Here is a 15731-nt window from a genome sequence, read left to right as displayed (position 1 = left end):
CCCTAGGTTACCCCCTCACCTATCTTAACTGATTTAACAGCGATTGCGCGTCAGAGTAATCCGGCTTGGCCAGAAGAGCTTTGTTAAGAAAATCTCTGGCCTCGGAGCGATTGCCACGACCAAGTTCAAGGCGACCCAGGAAGGCCATGACCATCGGACTATTCGGATTTAGGGTCAAAGCTTGATTGTAAGCAGACTTGGCATTCTCATAAGCATTCGCAATATTGGTCGGCATAATCGTCTCATAAATTCTTCCCAAATACAGCCAGTTTTGATAATTACCCTGGTCAAGCTTCACCGCCTCAAGCGCCACGGCCTCCGCCTGGCCCAGCAGAGCTTGGAATCGTGTCCTCAACTCTTCACCGGTGACTTTTTTGCCAGACACCAAATTATTCATTTTGCCCAAATAAACATCGGCCAGCGATCGGTAGTAAAGATCGTTTCGGCTCAAGGCCACCGCTTTAGCGACTCCACTTTCAGCTTGATCAAAGTCTCCGCCACCAAAGGCCGTGATACCCTGATTGAAATAAATCGAGGAAGCAAATCGTTCGGCATAAAGATAGCCCAAAGCGATCGTGGCGATAAAAACCAAAACCAAAACAAAGACATAAGCAAAGCTCGATTTCGGCTTCTCCACCAAAGAGACTGCACCAATCGAGATTGCGCCCTCACGCGAGGCTGAGGCAACAAACAGACCGAAGAAGATAAAGGCCAAAGTCACAATCGAAACCCCCGGTGTGTAAGCAATCAAGATCACCAGCAAGTAAAGCGAACCGAAAAATGACGAAACCGTGAGATAGCGATTAAGTTGATTACCAATTGGTAAACTCAAAACCGAATAACCGAGATAAACAAAGACCAGCAAGAAGAACAGCCAAGCCAAAGTACCGATAGCGCCAACCGTCACCATGGCAGTCGGGATCAAGCCGTAGCCAGAATTAAAGTCGCTATTCCAAAAAGCAGTCTGATTGACTTCAGCCGGCTTGTTCAAAACCCAGGCTGAGAAAAATCGGTTTGGACCGACACCGAAAAATTGGCTGGCTCCTGCACTGGACTTGGCAAGTGACAAAGTAGCCATCATCGTTGGCCTAACATCCAGACTTTTAATACTGAAACGATCGGCCAAGGCGCCGGCAATCGGCTTGCCGCCAATAATAAAAACCAAGGTTATCACCATTACCAAAAGCGGGATAATCGGAATCCGCCTCGGCAAGCTTATCTTCGGAGTCTTGACCGTAGCCACCTCGGCCCCGAGAGGCGTGGCTTCAGACGATCGAAACGAGAGCGCTCCGCCACCAAAGGAAATGCTGTAAACCAGAAGCATTAAGGCAAAAATACCGATGCACCACCAAACTAAAGCGAAATCAACCAGGGCCAAGAAGAACAAGGCGACTAAGATGGCGAGTGCTACCAAAATCTTAGCGAAGTGTTTTAGCTTAAACATTTCGATAGTTGAGAGCAAGACTACCGCCACCAAACCAAAGAAGACTCCGAAGTCGAACCATGAGCCGATGGTATTTACGGTAATGGTACTAAGGAAAGACAGCTTAATTAAACTGAAGTTGAAAACAATTTCCGCCAAACGGATAAATTGGAAAATAGATACCAAAATAAAAACGGTGAAAATCGAGCCGTAAAAGTAAAACATGCGCTCTGGTCGACGGAACAAAAAGGCGGTGAGCATCGAGAGAATTATAAGAATCAAAACGAAAGCAAAAGTTTCGGTTTCATTCCCCAATCCGATAAAAGAAGTTAGGAAGGCCGACGAGGCGAAAGTAGAGACCAGATAGACCAGCGCCAAAACCCCGAAGGCCCAGAAAATCGGGTGCTTGAAAGTCACCAACACGCCATCTTTGAGTCTGGCGACAATCCAAAGACAAAAAGCCAGGGCAACTAGCCAAGCGACCAGACTAACCTTAAGAGAGTTTTGGGAGACAAAAGGCAGAGGTGCTAGGACCAACAAACTCAAAACCGAAGCGGCAATAATCAGAAGATAAGAAATCTTCTCCAAAAATGAAGACTTCGGCGAAGGTAGAGGACGACTCGAGCTCGCTACCGGAGTCGAGCCAGGAGTATTAATTTTTATAGTTGTCATGGGCCTCAAAACTTATCAATAATGGCTTAATTATATTAGATACGGGGCATAAAACAAGTTAGGAACCCTTACGAATAGGGCATACGAATATAAAGACAGTTAAGAACCCTTACGAATAGGGCACACGAATAGGAGCACGAGAGAACATTTAAAAAACCACAAAAGCAAAATCCTCCGCTTTGGGCGGAGGATTTTGACTTTGTTGATTCGCGTCTATAAGCCGAATTCTGTCCTCAATCTTGCGATTGATGAATAGTTATTTATCTAGGCCTAAAATCGCTTTTAGGCTCGAGCGATTCCCCGCGCGAAGCGCGGAAATATCGATATATCGAAATATCGAAATCTCCGCGCTTCGCGCGGTGCGATCTTGCACTTGGGTAAGGGTTTGGCCGTTGCACCCTCGATGTCACCATCGAGACTCATCCAAAAATCTTGCGACTTTTGGATGCCGCTTTCTTTCGTCTGCGGCGTCTCTGTTCGCACCTCGTGGATTACTCCAGACAGGCATTACCCCCGACGCGCCTTACGGCGGTCGGGACTCCGTACCCTTTCGGGCGTCGGAGCTGCTACCATTTTAACTTCCCTTGCGGGAGCGTAAGTGTTCGGACTTTCCTCACCAATTTTTTACAAAACTGGCGCAACTATCCGACGCGAATCTGCCTTGTAGTATAGCACAATTTAGTCTCCTTTGCAAATCCAAACATTTGACTCGCATGACACTTTATGGTAAGACAAGTACAGACCCATCCAAATGAGACGGATACAACCTGAAAGGTCCTTATGCGATTGACAACCCAGACCGTAGCCCGCTTTATTGGCGGCCAAATGGAAATTCAAAACCCAAGCGAGGGTTATTTATATCGAGGTGAAATCCAGACCGCTACAGTGGAAGAGAGTGCCAACGAGCTCCATGTAAGGTTTGCTTGGCTCGCTAAAGGTGAAGGATTTCCCCCGCTTCCGAAAAGTTGGGTCAACGCCCCGGAGGACCTTGACTACTCCGCAAGTCTTGAAATCTACACGGTAAGCGATATCGGCCCGAGCGGTCATATCGATGGCGATCACCGGCTTTGCCTCAACTCCTCAATAACCGGCGAAACCGTCATCCTCTTTCCGCCCAATAGCAGCAAACTTGACCCAGACAAGGTCAAAGGACTCCGACTGCCCGAGAAAGTCGCTTGAGTCTTCTGACAAAACGCCAAACGGCGACCACAGAGTGGTCGCCGTTTTTTATACCATATACTATATACCTAATACTTTATACCTTCCTAGACTATCTCACACACTCCTGCTACGCATGCCAATTCTTTTTTCACCTCCGTCTCATCATGCTTTTCATAAGTCATAATTTTTGAGAAGTCAATCTTTGGCATCTTGGCGAGCATTTCATGGTAGCGTTTCTCGTCAATCGTCTCGTACGGGGCCAAACGGTAGACATGGTTGTCGCGGGGCAAGAAGGACAAGCCACCGATAATTTCCCAATTTTGATAGAGCCAGTTGGCTACGGCAATCCACTCATCATCGCCAACTGAAATCGTGACTGACGGATTGTGCTCGGTGTACTTGGTCTTCACAACCTTCCAATGCTCCAGCTGCTGAAGCGCAGTGAGGTCATCTTTATAAATCGAACCTTCAGGAGCTTTGACCGGGAACTCGAAGACATAAGTCGTGGCATTCTCAAGATTTTGGCCGACTTCCGGATAGAAAGGCATGCCCTGGTCCTTCATCATCTTAAAGAGCGAGTCGGTGGCAGAAATTCGAATTCGGCGAATGTAGTAAGGAGCATGTCGCGGGTGCATACCCGAAGAAGAGTCTACCAATTGAGAAAGTGTGCCGGAAGGTTTAACGCAAGTGATACAGGTCGAAGCATTGACACCAAAGCGCTTGGCAAAAATCTGATTGACCCGAATGGTCTCCTTGCGCAGTTTCTCCAAAATCTTCGGGTCACGAGCCGCCTTGGAATCCCATTGGCCGGTAATCGAGACACCGAGCAATCTCTCCGCTTCGCAGTGCTCTTTCCATTCACTTGAAAGATACTTAAAGTTGGTCAAAGTCGATTGATAGGTGCCAAGCATTGTTGCCAATCGCACCTTCTTCATCAAAGTCGCCTCGGTATCGGTAGAGCGGGCCACAACTTCGGAAAGATTACAGAATTGCTTACTTTGGAGAATAATTTCACCGCAAGGATTGGTGCCAAGGCCGCCCAAATAGCCCTTTAAGGCCTTAATTCGCCTTTCCGGCAGGGTCTTAGCCAGACCGCCTCGGTTAAAGATACCTCGTTCGCCGGAGCCGGAAGTCATGAGCGCCACCCATTCAGAAAGAAATTCCGGGTTGGTCGGCTTATGAGTATAAACGGCCGAGTTGTTGGCGATGCTTCTTTGTGGTTCAGTCAGATAGAATTGGCCCTTTTTAGAATCCCGCATCAATTCATCATCCAAGTCAGAGAGCGAGATCAGAGCGCTTCGTCTTACTCCGCCGGCTACCACGCAATCGCCAATCTTGCAGATAATGTCATGAGCATCGATGTTGGAAAGTCGTCGGCCCTGCTTGCGCATAATCTTCTCGCGAGAAAAATCCAGAAGTGCTCGCAACGGTTCCGGTCCGGAGGCTCGGCCACCCATCGTCTTCAATCTTTCGCCAGCCGGTCGGATTTGAGAATAATCAAAGGCAATATCTTCACCGTTAAACCAAGCTCTGAGTCCGGCAGTAAGCGCATCGGCCCAACCCTCTTTGTCATCAGAAATAGTTAAAATTTTATTCATCTTGCCGGTCTGCATTTTAATTTGTGGCAAAGCTTGAATATTCTGACTCTCGACAGAAAAACCGACACCAGTTCCACACATCGAGATATACATAATCTCGGCGAAGTCTTCAATCTTAGAAGGAGCGATGAAAGAACAGTTGTAAGCGGCAACATTCGAAACTCGCGCCGCATTACCGGCAAACTGAAGCAGTCGCATCGACGGCATCGCCTCTTGATTCAAAATTGCTTCGCGCAACTCTTTGTATTCGCTGTCCTTAAATTTCTTGCCAACATTTTCCTTCATGAAGGCCAGGTAGCGGTCAACAGTTTCAATCCAAGTTTCGCGTCGCCCTTCAGCGTCAATCCAACGCGAGTATGATCGGTAGTAAACAAACTCGGCCAAAGGGTTGTGGAAATAGTTCTGACTCTCCTCGGCCAACTTTTTAACTTTAGCTGGAACCTGAAAACCTTTTTCGCGGAGTTTGGCGCGCTTGTCTCGGTACAGAATGTAGGCCTTGGCAGTCTTTACATACTCCGAAAGCATCAGTTCGGTCTCGACTGTGTTCTGAACACCTTCAACGGTCGGCTGAAAAGTCTTGTGCTTTCTGGCGATTCGCACCAAATCAGCAAAAACTTTGTTGGCCACGAGTTCGGCTTCCTTCTCGGAACCCTCACCAGAAGCTAACATCGCTTTATGAATGGCGGTGACAAGGCGAATCAGCTCGAAAGGCACGACGGAACCGTCGCGCTTCTGAATTGTTTTGATAAAGACGACCTCTTTGCTCGAATCTTTTTTGTCTTTTGGCATGTGAGCTTAAGAAATTTTTTTAGAGCGACCTAAAACTTTGATAATAATTTTGTATCAATATTGTAGCTCAAATTTCAAAGAAAAAAACAGTGGATAACAACCTTTTTTCGCCCACGAAACAAAAAAAACCGACTGTAAACGGCACAGCCAGAGAAACGAGCAGCCACTTAAAAATTTAGACCACCTATTTCAAAAATTTCAGAACACTACCAACTCGAATCCCCCGTTTTTCGGCAAAACCGGCATTTCCTTCAAGCACGAAGCTCGCTTTTGAGTTTGGATAGAAAATTTCCGGATAGGTTGAAGTCGCGACATTGATTTTTTCATCAATTACAGAAAAATTTTCATCTAACCAAAAAATATCAATCGGAAATTTCATATCTTTCATCCAAATCCCGTACGAATCCGGTTTGGGAAAAATAAAAAGCATCACCGAGTCATCCGGCAAAGACTTGCGACCACCCAGACCTAAGGTTCTCTTGGCGTCATCATCGGCAATCAGAACATTGATGGTCTCGGCGCCACTTTTCGGCTCACCTAAAACCCCACCGGTGCGTTCATAAATCTGACTGGCCGTCTCTTTGGCGTTATCAAATAAGCTTTTTTTGAGAGCCAGCCCAGAAAGCACCAGAAAAGCCACGAGGGCTATCAACAAAATCAATCTTCTTATTGCTTCACTTCTACCATTCATATTTTTTCCTGATTATCTTTCTCAAAACCAAGACAAACCGAGTTGATGCAGTACCTCTCGCCGGTTTTAGTCGGGCCGTCATTAAAAACATGACCAAGATGTGAACCGCATTTTTTACAAATTACTTCAGTGCGTGACATGCCATCACTTTCATCTTCTCTTAGTTCAACATTTTTTAAATTCATCGGCTGGTCAAAACTTGGCCAACCCGTGCCGGAGTCAAATTTCGCATCCGAAGAAAAAAGTTTCGCACCACAAACCGCGCAAGTGTAAAATCCTTTTTCTCTGTTGTGCAAAAGTTTTCCAGTGAAAGGCAGCTCGGTTCCCTTCTCGCGTGCCACTCGATACAAGTCGACCGGTAATTCTTTCTTTAAATCTTCTTCAGTTTTTTTAAAATCCTTCCCCATTTTTTCTTTTCTTATTTCTCTTTTCTTTTTTAATTTATTACCATCTTTCTTCTCTTCATACCATATACCATATACTATCTACCTTATACCTTCTCCTTCTCCCCATACCTATACTTAATACCTTATACAATTTTCTTGTACTTCAGCCTTCCGAGTTCCTTTTCAATATCTCGATAGCTTTTCCCGCAAAGCATCCCGCCAGCGAGAAAATCTTCATCAGTCACCTCGACCAGACAAAAGTCCGGCATAGCGAATTTTTTGAGCTCGGTCGCAGTCTCAAACTCAAAATCAACTTCGATCAAACCCGCAAGCTCATCCTGAAACACATCAACCTCGGCAGTGAGTCCCTCGTAAGGATAATAGTATCTAATCTTTCTGACTTTTTTGCCGGGCGCTTGGGCAATCGCCTCGTATTCGGCCTGATCTAAAGGAATGGTTGTCTCCAGTTTCTGCGATTTATCCGCCCCGGTATCGGTCTTTTTGGTCATTTCGTACTCGGAACCGCTCTTCCTCAAACGCAAGACCGCATGTTTGGCGGAAATAGGATAGTAGATATCAATAACCTCCTTCGTTGGAGCTTGGGCAAAATCAGCCGGCAAATACTTGATTAAATAGGTTTTTTCAAGTTCGAGCATAATTTAGAGCAACTTATGACTAATAACCGACAACTAATGACAGGAATTCACTCAATATTATACACCTCTTGAAATTCGAGGGCAGCCAGACCATAAAACTTTAATGTTTACCAACCTAAACCAATCTATGGAACCATTCGCGCGAATTAGAGATATATAATTTGCAAATTTACTTATTTATCGACTGAATAGATACTCGGTTAGGACAAAAACGATGTAAAAAAGAAAAAGGATGAGACCTTCGTGTTTAGTGAGCACTCGGTCCGACCGCATGAGAGTGAGAAGCAAAATTGAAGAGAGAAACATGAAAGCGGCGGTGATGTAAACAATCTCAACCGGAAAATCAAAAGGCCGAATGACCGCCATCACACCAACCGCGATTGTTGCATCAAAAATCACCGTACCCAAGACATCGCCGAGCGCCATACTGTCACCGCTCCCTTTGGTGGCACGCAAAGAAAAAAATAATTCTGGCAGAGTTGTCCCGAGTCCAACAATGAGCATGCCGATCAGAACCGGATTAATTTTAATCGCCTCGGCAAAATTTACTCCAAAACGCACCGTGAGTGATGCGCCGAACAGTAGCACACCCATACTTAAAATCAGAGAAAATAAATTCCTAAAAAAATGATTTTTACCTTTGCCGGGCAAGGGTGAAACTTTTCGCCCGCGTCTCAAAGTCCAAAGAAAAAATAAAAGTCCGGCAACAATCAGCAACCAACCTTCACTGCGCGAGTAGTGACCATCGAGCCCGATTAAAATCGGCAGAGCCAGAAGAAAAGGATAAAACCGATTGTTTGCCAAAATCCGACTGCCAACTTTGATATCCCGCCCGGCGGCAAAAATGATAATGGCAAAAACTAAAGTGAGGTCAGCCACATTCGAACCGAAGAGCGTCCCAAGTCCAAACGCCGGCACACCCTGAATCGCCGAGTTAATCCCGATGAAAGTTTCAGGCAAAATTGAAATCACGGCCACGATGATAAAACCGACTGTGTATTTCGGTAGCCGCAAGGTCGTAGCCAAATTGCTCGCGTACTTGATGGCAAAATCCGCGCTTTTGATTACGACAACTAGAGAGATTACTAAAAGTACCAGATTAAACATTTATCCTATATTCTAGCAGATATCTCATAACTTGTGAGGCCTTGCCTCACAAGCAAGCACTTCTAAAATTTACATAAACAAACGCGCCAGACGGATTTCTTCGAAAGAAAAGCTCTCGCCAAGGATGTCATGGACAGGGGTCAACAAATATTCGCCATCCTTTTTGCCGGCAGTTTTAAAAGCCTTGGCGATTTTTTGAAAGCGGGAAGGTAAAGGTCGTAAATAACCACAATCTCTTTCGGGCTTAATACTTCCCTTGTCTTTCAAGGTCTCCAGATGCGACATTATTGTACCGACCGTCATTTTCCGCTCCTCGGCTATTTCCGAAAGCGAAAGCTGGCGAGAAAGTAGCCCTTTGGTGACTTCGTAGGTTGGGACTTTCTTCGATTTGGTCAACTTTTTCCTTTTGCCACCGAAAATCGGCTCAAGACTGCCACCACAGGCACGGATAAAATTGTGGTGGAATTTGGTGAGCTCCGTGGAATCAAGCGAAGAGAACTTTTCTCGCGCCGCCGCGGCGGCGGCGCGAAACTCCTCATCTTTCTCCAAAATATCCGGGTGCACCTGGAGCGCCCGCGCGTTTAACCCGGCCAAAGACAAACCATCAAGCGTCCTCACTCTTGAAAGCGCCACATAGCCCTGTCCGTATTCAAAAGTGCTCGACAAATCCATATGCGCCGAATCGAGTGACATCCCCTGACTTTTGTGCACCGTCATCGCCCAAGCCAACCGCAAAGGAATTTGCGTAATAGTTGCCAGGATTCGCCCGCCATCTTCCAAATTCCAGCTCGTGGGCTCCACCTCAATCGTCCGTCCAGATTTAATCTTCACCATCGGCATTCCGCTTGCCCTGGCAAAGCCGGTCACCGTCCCCAAAGTACCATTAGCAAATTTCCGCATGACAATGTCATTTTTGGTAAACATCACGCGCGCGCCAACTTTGAGCCAAAGCGATTGCGGTGACAAACAGCCACGTTTGAGCGACGCGACCAAGGGCTCCGGCCCGGCGTCTTCCATTTCAAAAACTTTTTCCTTCTCCGGCAATTTGGAAAGCTCGGCCGAATTCAAATTATCAACATCGGCATTGTGCGAATATAGTTGAGTAATATCATCTTTCGGAAATTTCGAGTAACGCTTTCGCAAAAGCTCCATATGCGCCTCCTCCACCTCGCCTCGCCGTACCGCCGAAAGAAAATTTAAAAATTCCACGTCCTCCTGCCGATGTTGTTCCGATAAATAGCAGACGAGCGGTTGAGCTTTCTGCCAAGCCGAGGAAGCAAAAGCAAATTGTAATGGCGTATTTTCTTCAATAAAAGATTCCTGGGTCATTTCAAACCCATCATCATCATTTCGCTCACGCTTATTTATCGGAGGAAGCTGAAAAAAATCTCCGACAAAAATAACCTGCAAACCGCCGAACGGTTCATCGTTCCGTCGAATTTCCCGACAAACCGCATCCACCATACCGAGCGTCTTGTCGGAAAGCATCGAAACTTCATCAATTATCAAAATCCGCGCGCCGGAAACTCTCTGATAGACTCTTTTATTGCTGGCAATTTTATCGAGCTCATACTGGTCGAGCCTTCGTTTAATCCCGATTCCACTCCACGAATGAATGGTAAAACCGCCAATGTGAGTGGCGGCAATGCCGGTCGAAGCAGTAATCGAAGGTTCAATTCCTCGTTCACGAAGCCAAGCGACGTACTGATTTACCGTGTGAGTCTTTCCGCTCCCCGGCTCGCCTGTCAAAAACACATTCGCCCCGGTTTTCAAAATATCCAGAGCTTCATTTTGCGTCATACCCAAAATTGTCCCATATTTGAGAGGGATTACATAGTCTCAAATAGTGGCCGGTCCCATTTATACCTTTATAACCGCGAGCGGGTTTGCCATTTTCCGCCAAACCACACAAACAATGGTCCGGTAACTGCAAGCAAAACTGGATACCAATGATTGCCATAGCCCCACCCATTTATAGCTCCCGCTACACCACCGACAAATCCAAGCACAGCTAGTGCATAAACATGACGCATCGGACTCGTAGGGGCAAGTCTTGCTGTGATATATCCGCCAAGAATTGTTGTGAGGCTGCGATATACAAGCGCAAGCACAAGCATCCATGGTGCATATAACTCCGGATGTGCTATATATTTCCGTAAGGTTTAACCTTACGAATTTATTCGGGTGGTAGATCTGATGGATGCTGGGAAGCTCACGGAAATCAGAACATTCAGTCAGAGCTTCAGAGACAATCCAAACGAAAAATTCCTCCTCACTATATTGGGTGGACAAGCCAAGCTCGAGAACGATAACCGAGGCATCAACGTGAAGCGTGGACTACGAACGAGGGTTGAAATGGGGTTGTGGCCCGGAGTTGCACCAGTCGGTTATCTCAATCAGAAGCACATGGACAAGAAGTGCCAAATTATTATAGACCCCGAACGTGCGCCGATTGTAAAAAGGATGTTTGAGAAGATGGCGCATGATAAATGGTCGGGTCGAAAAATACATCAGTGGCTCAAATTTGAAATTAACTTCAAAAGCATAGGCAACCACAACATGGCACTAAGTAACGTATTTAGAACATTACAAAATCCAATTTATTACGGAACATTTGAATATCCAAAAAAATCAGGAAACTGGTATCAGGGTAAACACGAACCAATCATGACGAAAGAATTGTTCGATAAAGTACAAGAACAACTCAAGCGAGATAACATTAAAAGAAAGAGTCATGAATTCGCATTTACCAAACTGATGGTTTGCGGATTATGTGAATCAGGCATATCAGCAGAAGAGAAGTATAAACAACTCAAAGATGGAACTGTAGCAAAATATATTTACTATGGGTGTGGAAGATCAAAAGACCGGCACTGTAAAAATCCATATATAAGAGAGGACGAGCTGACAGAACAACTGACAAAAATCTTGGACAAGATAAACATCAATGAGGTTGGTATACAAATAAAGTTTGAAGAAGAATTGAAACGTTTCAATAAATTCCAACGCGGAGTGCTCGGTTTCTCAAAAATGAACAATGAGCATGAAGATATCGATTTGAAAACATACGCCAAGTACATACTACGGGAAGGAACGAATGAGGAGAGGCGTGAGCTGATGGGGTGTTTCAAATCAAGAATCAAAGTCCTGAAAAGGGTGGTGACAATTGAGTAAGCACTGAATAAAATACCGTCATCCATACGTTCACAAAAAAGAATAAGTGAGATAAAATGTACACATGGGAATCACTATTATTGTTCGTAAAAAATTATGGGGTAAAAGTGGTGGCCGATGTTCCATATGCAAGACTGTGCTTTTCGAGCGTACGAAAGATTCAACTGAAACGGACATAATTCTTGGTGAAGAAGCACATATCTGCGGGGATCAGCCTGGGTCAGCTCGTTACGATTCTGCAATGTCTGAAATACAGCGTGATGCCGAGGATAATCTTATTTTACTTTGTCCGACAGATCACACAAAGATCGATAAAAATGAGACGGAGTATGTAGTTGAAAAATTGAGGAGTATCAAAAAAGATCACGAGCAGTCAGTGCAAGATGCGATTCGTGAAGAAATGCCAAACGTGACCTTTGCAGAATTAGAGGTAACCATAAGTTATTTAATACAAAATAGTGGGGTTTCTGATGACTCAATTTCTTTCATTAAACCAAAAGATAAAATACAGAAAAATAGCCTTTCAATAGATACTGAGAATCTAATCACGACAGGTATGAGTCGTGTTCAAGAGGTTAAAAATTATCTGAACACTAACCCCGATATGTTTTTTGCGGATAAGCTAAAGACCGGATTAGTTTATAAGTATAATGAATTAAAGAATCAAAATATCGACGGAGATGCAATTTTCATTGAATTGCTGAGATTCGCTTCAGGCAACTCAAGAAACAGCAAGGCCCAAGCTTCCGCGCTTTCAGTCATTGTTTATTTTTTTGAGATATGTGACATTTTTGAAATATGATATTACCTAACAAAAATATTTATCTTCGAAATTCGCTCCTCGGGCTAGGGGCGATTATCCTAGAAAAATTCCACAGAGGAGACACGGTTTCTTCACTCTGGGAGCGTATTCGTAGTGACACTGAGATAAACACTTTTGAGAAATATATTCTGACTCTCGATTTTCTATACATACTTAAGGCCGTGGATATTCGAGAAGGGATTTTAATTCAATATGATTAAAAGAGTTTTTAGTAATAAGCAATCTTTTCGAGAAGTGACCTTTGAAAAAGGGTTTAATGTTGTGCTTGCAGACAAGGCTCTCGGGTCTACAAAAAAGGATTCCAGAAATGGAGTTGGTAAAAGCTTTCTCATTGAGATAATACATTTTTGTCTTGGTGCAGACGCAAATCCTGGTAAGGGCCTGCTGATTAGCAAACTAGATGAATTCACATTTAGTCTAGAGTTGGTATTGGACGATAAAAATATTATCGTCCACAGAAGTGTCTTGGAGTACGGCTCTGTAGATATAGAGGGGGATTTTTCTTCATGGCCACTTCAACCACAATATAGTGGCACGACGAAGACGAATCGTTTATCTATTGAGGATTGGAAAAGTATTCTTGGTTATTTTAAATTCAAACTTCCAATAGAGGGAGGAAAATATTCACCTACATTCAGAAGCCTTTTTTCATATTCTGCAAGAAAAGGTATGGGTGCATTTAATAACCCATTTAAATATTTTCCACAGCAAAGAGAGTGGGGTGTGCAAATAAACAATAATTATCTACTCGGAATAAACTGGGAATACGCAAAGGATTTTCAGGTTATAAAAGACAGAGAAAACACTCTCGATGAACTACGAAAGGCCGCTCGGCAAGGCCTCTTAGAGGACGCTGTAGGTACTATGGGTGAACTTCATGCTGAAAGAGTTAGATTGGCCGAAGAGTTGCTTACTCTCGAGTCTCAGCTAAAGGATTTCAAAGTTCATCCCCAATACAAAGAGGTTCAGAAAGAGGCTGATGAATTCACACAAAAAATACACGCACTCTTAAATAAAATTAATACAAACGAAAGGATTCTAAGGGAATATCAAAAAACAATACAAATTGAAGAGGATGTTTCTATAAAAAAGGTCCAGGATTTATATACTAAGGCAGGGGTTGTCTTCTCAGACACACTTGTTCGTTCTCTTGAAAATGTTGAGAACTTTCACGAAACCATAGTCGTTAATCGTAAGGAGTATTTACAAAACGAAATTAAACGATTAGAACAGGCAATTGTTAAGGATCGCAAGACCGTTGAAGAGTTTTCTGAAGAACGGTCCGCAACAATGCGACTCCTCCAGTCCCACGGCGCGTTAGAAGAGTACGATTCACTGCAAGGAAAGAAAACCGGGATAAAAGAAAAACTCGAAAGAGTGAAGTCTGCTATTAAAAATCTTAGTAGTTTTGAAGAAGGTAAAAGTGCTCTAAAAATCGAGCATGAAGAGCTTACTCAAAAAGCCAGAATGGACATGGTTGAGAGGTCAGAGTTTTCAGAAAAAGCTATTAGTTTGTTTAACAAAAATTCGAACTCCCTGTATTCAAAGCCGGGTCGTTTGACTATCGACATACAAAAAAGTGGCTACAAGTTCAATGTGGAAATTGAGAGATCTGGCAGTCAAGGCGTGGACTACATGAAGGTCTTTTGTTACGACCTTACGTTGTCACAACTATGGTCAGGTATTGTCAAAAATTACCTTCTCATACATGATAGTACGATATTTGACGGGGTAGACGAAAGACAGGTCGCAAAATCACTTGAGCTCGCCGCAACAGAATCAGAAAGGCTTGGTTTTCAGTATATTTGCACAATCAATTCAGACGACATTCCTTCTGGTGAATTTTCAACTGATTTTGCTAAAAAGTTTAACGACGCTATCCGAATCACATTGACCGACAAAGACGAAAATCAAAGCTTACTAGGTTTTCGTTTCTAACAGATAGTTCGAATCCCGCAGAGGTTGATTACTTGCGGGATTCGAACTATTCCAAACTACGGCCTGTTATCGAGATACTCGGGTCATCCGATAACAGGTATTTTTGGCGGAGGGTAAGAGATTCGAACTCTTGGTGGGTTTCCCCACGCCACGTTTCCAACGTGGTGCACTAGACCACTATGCGAACCCTCCTTATACCTAAATACCTAACAAGACAGCCCATATTCTGCCTTAAATTGAGAACTTAGACAAATCGAACCGATCTATTCCTCATCGCCCCAGTCTTTCGGCTTCATTTTGTCGAAATCCTCCATCATCCAAATAGGCGTAAACCGATTTCGAATAAAGGCAAAAAATTGCAAGCGAGATTTATTACCACCCTGCACAACACCCTTTGCATAAGCATCGAGATCACCTTGGTCAAATTTTCCAACCTGCGGATAATGTTTGATTCTCTGCCACATGGCAAAATCTTCGCCAGTCAAATCTTCCAAAACAATTCCGGTCAGATGACCGCTACCAACATTACCAATCTCTTCTTTTTTCTTGAATTCGGCAATCTCCCCCAAAAAACCCTCCATCAGCTCTTTTGGAACCTCGAATTCCGGCTTTTCAATTTTTTTCTCTATATTCATAATTCCTAATTCTTAATTCCACCCCTCACACCGATCGATAAACAAAAAGTGACAACAGTGCACACAACACTGCCCCATACAATAGATAAGTGGCAATCAAAAGCAAAATTGGATTGCCTATCATCACAAAAAGCAACAAAAAGCCCAGACCGAACGATTGCAAAATCATTTTAATTTTACCGCTGATTTTGGCCGGTACGACTTTGCCTTTATAGCGGTGGTAAGCGGAAAAAACTAAAGCCAACTCGAGAAAAATAATTAGAAAAGCCAACCAAAGCCCAATAAATTGCGAGACCAGAATAATCGCCGTAAGTCCGATCAAAAGCTTGTCGGCCAAAGGGTCGGCCAAAATCCCCCAGCTGGTGATGTGGCCGGTAGTTCGGGCGCGCGCACCATCGAGAGCGTCAGAGAAAGCCGAGATGGAAAAAAGAATTGTACCGAGCAGATAAAATTTGGCGAGAAGCAAACCTAAAACAAAAGGAATTGTGGCAAAACGGAAAAGAGTCATCTGATTGGGCGTCACTGAATTTGGAATCAGTTTCAAAAAAGTCTTGTCCAGAAAAAAATCAATCTTGTTCGGCTTGGTCAAATATTTGACCCGCGCTTCGGTGACATTCAAAACCCTCTCCACGAAGGTTAAGCGCCGATTGGGTTGTAGAATTTCGCCATTCATAAATT

14 protein-coding genes, 1 tRNA gene and 1 other RNA gene are annotated in these 15731 nt (G+C 44.2%); 5 read left to right on the top strand and 11 right to left on the bottom strand.

The window, feature by feature from the left end:
* Nucleotides 1-19 precede the first annotated feature (19 nt).
* Nucleotides 20-2095, bottom strand: coding sequence for a tetratricopeptide repeat protein (locus WCT25_02485; protein ID MFA6536280.1), 2076 nt, complete (start codon nt 2093-2095; stop codon nt 20-22).
* Between the two features lie 200 nt (nt 2096-2295).
* Nucleotides 2296-2752: RNase P RNA component class A (gene rnpB / locus WCT25_02480), an RNA gene on the bottom strand.
* Nucleotides 2753-2875: 123 nt separating this feature from the next.
* Between rnpB and WCT25_02475 the strand changes: the two genes are divergently transcribed.
* On the top strand, nt 2876-3274 hold the full coding sequence (locus tag WCT25_02475; GenBank protein ID MFA6536279.1) for a hypothetical protein: 399 nt from the start codon (nt 2876-2878) through the stop codon (nt 3272-3274).
* Between the two features lie 86 nt (nt 3275-3360).
* Here the strand turns inward: WCT25_02475 and WCT25_02470 are convergent, their stop codons facing one another.
* From WCT25_02470 to WCT25_02445, 6 genes are all read right to left on the bottom strand, one after another.
* The gene (locus tag WCT25_02470; protein ID MFA6536278.1) at nt 3361-5643 is read right to left on the bottom strand and encodes an ATP cone domain-containing protein; all 2283 of its coding nucleotides are present in this window, start codon (nt 5641-5643) and stop codon (nt 3361-3363) included.
* Between the two features lie 184 nt (nt 5644-5827).
* Nucleotides 5828-6334, bottom strand: coding sequence for a DUF192 domain-containing protein (locus tag WCT25_02465; GenBank protein MFA6536277.1), 507 nt, complete (start codon nt 6332-6334; stop codon nt 5828-5830).
* Complete coding sequence (msrB, locus tag WCT25_02460; protein ID MFA6536276.1) at nt 6331-6741, bottom strand: peptide-methionine (R)-S-oxide reductase MsrB; 411 nt, start codon at nt 6739-6741, stop codon at nt 6331-6333. Before msrB ends, WCT25_02465 begins: the two co-directional genes overlap by 4 nt.
* Before the next feature lie 122 nt (nt 6742-6863).
* A complete protein-coding gene (locus tag WCT25_02455; protein ID MFA6536275.1) occupies nt 6864-7376 on the bottom strand; it encodes a CYTH domain-containing protein in 513 nt (170 codons plus the stop codon).
* Between the two features lie 177 nt (nt 7377-7553).
* Nucleotides 7554-8483: a sodium:calcium antiporter gene (locus WCT25_02450; GenBank protein MFA6536274.1), complete on the bottom strand. Its 930-nt coding sequence runs from the start codon at nt 8481-8483 to the stop codon at nt 7554-7556.
* 69 nt (nt 8484-8552) lie between these two features.
* Nucleotides 8553-10283: a helix-turn-helix domain-containing protein gene (locus tag WCT25_02445; protein MFA6536273.1), complete on the bottom strand. Its 1731-nt coding sequence runs from the start codon at nt 10281-10283 to the stop codon at nt 8553-8555.
* Nucleotides 10284-10667: 384 nt separating this feature from the next.
* Here WCT25_02445 and WCT25_02440 point away from each other — a divergent pair, with 384 nt between their 5' ends.
* From WCT25_02440 to WCT25_02425, 4 genes are all read left to right on the top strand, one after another.
* Complete coding sequence (locus WCT25_02440) at nt 10668-11657, top strand: recombinase family protein (protein MFA6536272.1); 990 nt, start codon at nt 10668-10670, stop codon at nt 11655-11657.
* A 64-nt stretch (nt 11658-11721) separates the two neighbouring features.
* Complete coding sequence (locus WCT25_02435) at nt 11722-12459, top strand: ABC-three component system protein (protein MFA6536271.1); 738 nt, start codon at nt 11722-11724, stop codon at nt 12457-12459.
* Entirely contained in the window at nt 12456-12680 is a 225-nt protein-coding gene (locus WCT25_02430; GenBank protein ID MFA6536270.1) for an ABC-three component system middle component 6, read from the top strand. The genes WCT25_02435 and WCT25_02430 overlap by 4 nt, the downstream gene beginning before the upstream one ends.
* The gene (locus WCT25_02425) at nt 12673-14418 is read left to right on the top strand and encodes a DUF2326 domain-containing protein (protein ID MFA6536269.1); all 1746 of its coding nucleotides are present in this window, start codon (nt 12673-12675) and stop codon (nt 14416-14418) included. The genes WCT25_02430 and WCT25_02425 overlap by 8 nt, the downstream gene beginning before the upstream one ends.
* 104 nt (nt 14419-14522) lie before the next feature.
* Here WCT25_02425 and WCT25_02420 read toward each other — a convergent pair.
* From WCT25_02420 to WCT25_02410, 3 genes are all read right to left on the bottom strand, one after another.
* A tRNA-Ser gene (locus WCT25_02420) sits at nt 14523-14610 on the bottom strand.
* 71 nt (nt 14611-14681) lie between these two features.
* Entirely contained in the window at nt 14682-15053 is a 372-nt protein-coding gene (locus tag WCT25_02415) for a hypothetical protein (GenBank protein MFA6536268.1), read from the bottom strand.
* Nucleotides 15054-15078: 25 nt separating this feature from the next.
* Complete coding sequence (locus WCT25_02410) at nt 15079-15726, bottom strand: CDP-alcohol phosphatidyltransferase family protein (protein ID MFA6536267.1); 648 nt, start codon at nt 15724-15726, stop codon at nt 15079-15081.
* Nucleotides 15727-15731: the final 5 nt, after the last annotated feature.

It is taken from the genome of Candidatus Paceibacterota bacterium (genome assembly GCA_041666545.1).
In the GTDB taxonomy this organism is placed as follows: domain Bacteria; phylum Patescibacteriota; class Minisyncoccia; order Phycocordibacterales; family JBAYGS01; genus JBAYGS01.
The sequence above is the reverse complement of the archived record's forward strand: the minus strand, read 5'-3'. Positions and strand labels throughout refer to the sequence as shown.